General features: G+C 58.8%; 2 protein-coding genes and 1 pseudogene. All 3 read right to left on the bottom strand.

Annotation, left to right across the window (positions count from 1 at the left end; all coding sequences use genetic code 11):
* Positions 1-172: 172 nt before the first annotated feature.
* On the bottom strand, positions 173-1,240 hold the full coding sequence (locus tag RTI30_RS13690) for a linear amide C-N hydrolase (protein WP_312284066.1): 1,068 nt from the start codon (positions 1,238-1,240) through the stop codon (positions 173-175).
* Positions 1,227-2,477: a mechanosensitive ion channel family protein gene (locus tag RTI30_RS13685; protein ID WP_312263473.1), complete on the bottom strand. Its 1,251-nt coding sequence runs from the start codon at positions 2,475-2,477 to the stop codon at positions 1,227-1,229. The genes RTI30_RS13690 and RTI30_RS13685 overlap by 14 nt, the downstream gene beginning before the upstream one ends.
* A gap of 108 nt (positions 2,478-2,585) precedes the next feature.
* Positions 2,586-2,985: pseudogene (locus RTI30_RS13680) on the bottom strand (hypothetical protein); the annotation flags it as partial.

The following is a 2,985-nucleotide window of genomic DNA, read 5'->3' as shown; positions in this document are numbered from 1 at the left end:
GGCCAGGGCGATGACCGCCGCCAGCAAGAGAATGGGCAGGACGAAGCCGCCCAGGCTAAACAGTTCGAGCAAATCCTGCACGCATCCCTCCCAACCTCAGCGCTGAAGACAGCCGAATATACCACAAGGGGCGCGTCTTTCACCGCGTCGAAACGGTCAAGAAAGATAAAAATCAGTGATAGGCGGCCAAAACCTCGGGCGGCACCGGGGCAAAGTGAAAGGGCTTACTCGGCACAAATTTGCTGAGCACATCGCCGCTGTAAGTCTGCCCCTGCCCCATGGGCAAGATGCGCACCGGCGCCCCGGGCTGCAGGTCAGCCTTTTGCAGATTCACCCAAAAAAGATCCAGGGAGGAAGTCGAATTGAAGTAGTAGCGCAGGTTTTTCTGATCCGCAACCACGCGCCAGCGGGTAGTAGAGATATTGGGATGCCCCGGGGTAGAGATACCCATGGGTACCGAAACATTGTTGAGAACGCTGAATACCTCGGCTACCCCAAGCTGATTGTTGGCGGTCTTGGGGATGGCATGGATGTAGAAATCGGCGCGAGCAAAGCGGTCTGGGGCCTGGTTGGTGCCGGGCAGGAAGCGAGTACCGCCAATCTGCTCCCAGTATTTGGCCACGGCGAGCTGCTGCGGATACTCGGGATTGTTGGTGAGCACCTGATATTGGCGACCGCTGTGGACTACCAATTTGCCGTCGACATATTCGAGAATGGCGCTGTCGCCGCTGGCGTCGGACAAGGACAGATGCAAGGTCGTAAAGCGATCGGTGCCAGGAATGGGGGCGGAAATCAAACAGACGGGGTGGCTCTTGAGGGAAGCCAGGGCTTCTTTTACCGTCGCAAAGTTATCGAGAAAATACTGTGCCCAGGCACTGATCACGAGACGTTTTTCGTCAGCCGCGCAGTGGTCCGGATACTTACTGGTATTGAGCCAGAGCATGTTGGCGACCAGACCCTTTTGGTTCATGCCATCGCTCACCGCTGCGTTCAGGGAAGTGACGACGACGCTACCATAGCGCGAGGTCCAGTCCGCCGAGTCTTTGCCAGCGCCACCATTTTGCCGCAAGCCCGCGGGAAAGAGCCAGAGCCGGGTGTTCATCGGGTCTTTCCAATCCATGGTACGACCGGTGATGTTGAGCCCATCGTCACCGTGGTAGACCACCCGGGTACAGGCCTCGGCATTGGCGGTGCAGGCCAGCAAGCCGAGGGCGAGAAAAAACCAGTTACGAGAGGCCATGCGCATTGCTCCTTGCGGTAGAAGAAAGGCCCGCGCTAGCGGACAGTGTAGGATGTGGCGGCGTCGGCCCCCAAGAGTTCTCCGAGGCTACCTGCTGGGGACTGACGGGATCATCCACGTAATGGGGAGACATGATCTGCACCCCATTTTCGTTAAAGATATCAAGCACCTCACCATGCAGGGCCGAGAGGGTGAGGGCATGGCTACCGAGCACATCGATATCGAAGGCGGCAACCAGGGTGTATTCCACATAAAAGTCGCTCAATGCCTGTTGCAAGACGTATGGCGCGGGATCACGCAACAGGCCGGGGCAACGCGCAGCCGCCTCGAGAAGCAGGGCATGGACTTGCCGCCAAGGGGTGCCATAGCCAATGGAAACCGAAACCTGGAGAACGTGCTGGTTGCCCCCTCCCTCGCGAGAGAAATTCCGAATGGGCTGACTGAACACCACCGAATTGGGAATGCTCACCTCTTCGCCCGTGCCAGTGTGGATACGCGTGGCGAACATGCCAATCTTGACCACGGTACCCCGGATCGAGCCGATGGTGACATACTCTCCCGGGCGCAAGGCATGAGAATAGAGCAGAGAGAATCCAGCCAAAGCCTGGCCCACCACACTCTGCCCACCCAGGGAAATCATCAAGCCAGCCAAAACCGAGACCCCCTGGAAGGTGGCGCTGCTGGACCCAGGCAGGTAGGGATAGGCCAGGGCGAGGGCAAAGAGCCAAATGAGCAGGGCGCTGATTTGCCGCGTCGGTGCCGCCAGATCGGCAGAAATCCAGGGCAAACGCAGTTGCTGTCTTTCCACCCGTCGCAGCAAGGTAGAATTGGCGTGGACGATGCCGCGTGCTGTGATAAAAATCAGTATAGCCACCAGAAGATTGGGAATGGCAACCAGTACCTGATAGCCGATGCGTCCCAACCAGAGCTTGAGCCACTGGGTAAAATGCACCCCGAGGGCGTGGCTGAAATCAAACTGGCGCAGCACAAAGGTAAGGTAAAGAGCGGCAAGAATCAGATAAAAAGCCAGAAAAAACAGCCGCAAAAAGCCGTTCAGCAGGTACTGCAATTGCCCGAGGTACTGCGCCAGCGCTCCGTGCCGATGCAGCAACCACTGCCCCAAACGCTGTTGCAACCAGCGGTGCAGCTGCCCCAAGGCCCAATAGAGCAAAAAGAGAACACCCGCGCCCAAAATGGCCCAGGCCAGAGAGATGGCGAGTTTCAGCAGCTCGGACATGGTTTTTTGGTACGCAATGGCAGCAACCGCAGCATGCTCTGACCCCCCCCTCTTTTCTTGCCGCAAGTATCCGCGGGCACTGGCGCTTCGGTCAAGGATCCAGTCTTCTTACGGTAGGTTCCAGTATGGGCGACCGCCGCCGCCATCTCGCAGCTGTAGATGCCCCTTCGACCATCGCCAGGGGTTACCGCCCTCGCCCACGTAGCGAATACTGGCATAGGGGTAGGCGTGGAGCAGGGCATGGCGCTGCCAAGGATCCCAACTGTAGGGGGCAAAAATCACGCGCGGGGCACCACGATCCGCAGGACGGAGAAAGGCGGCAAGGGTAGGATCATCCATATCGCCCAAGAGCAAAACCCGGCCGCCATCCAAACCCAGAGCACAAGGTTGCAGCTTAGCAAACTGCAAGCTCTGCCCACCCGGCACCTTGCGCCCGTCACAAGTTGCCACCGGGCGCCCAAGCTCCGGCAGGCGATTGCCGCTGGGCAACAGGGTCGTAGCCGCCGCC

The organism is Candidatus Igneacidithiobacillus taiwanensis (assembly GCF_031962545.1).
In the GTDB taxonomy this organism is placed as follows: domain Bacteria; phylum Pseudomonadota; class Gammaproteobacteria; order Acidithiobacillales; family Acidithiobacillaceae; genus Igneacidithiobacillus; species Igneacidithiobacillus taiwanensis.
This window is presented reverse-complemented; position numbering and strand designations above follow the sequence as displayed.

Excerpts from the sequence above, each read along its gene's own strand:
- RTI30_RS13690 (WP_312284066.1), bottom strand. The coding sequence starts at position 1,240 with ATGGCCTCTCGTAACTGGTTTTTTCTCGCCCTCGGCTTGCTGGCCTGC.
- RTI30_RS13685 (WP_312263473.1), bottom strand. The coding sequence starts at position 2,477 with ATGTCCGAGCTGCTGAAACTCGCCATCTCTCTGGCCTGGGCCATTTTG.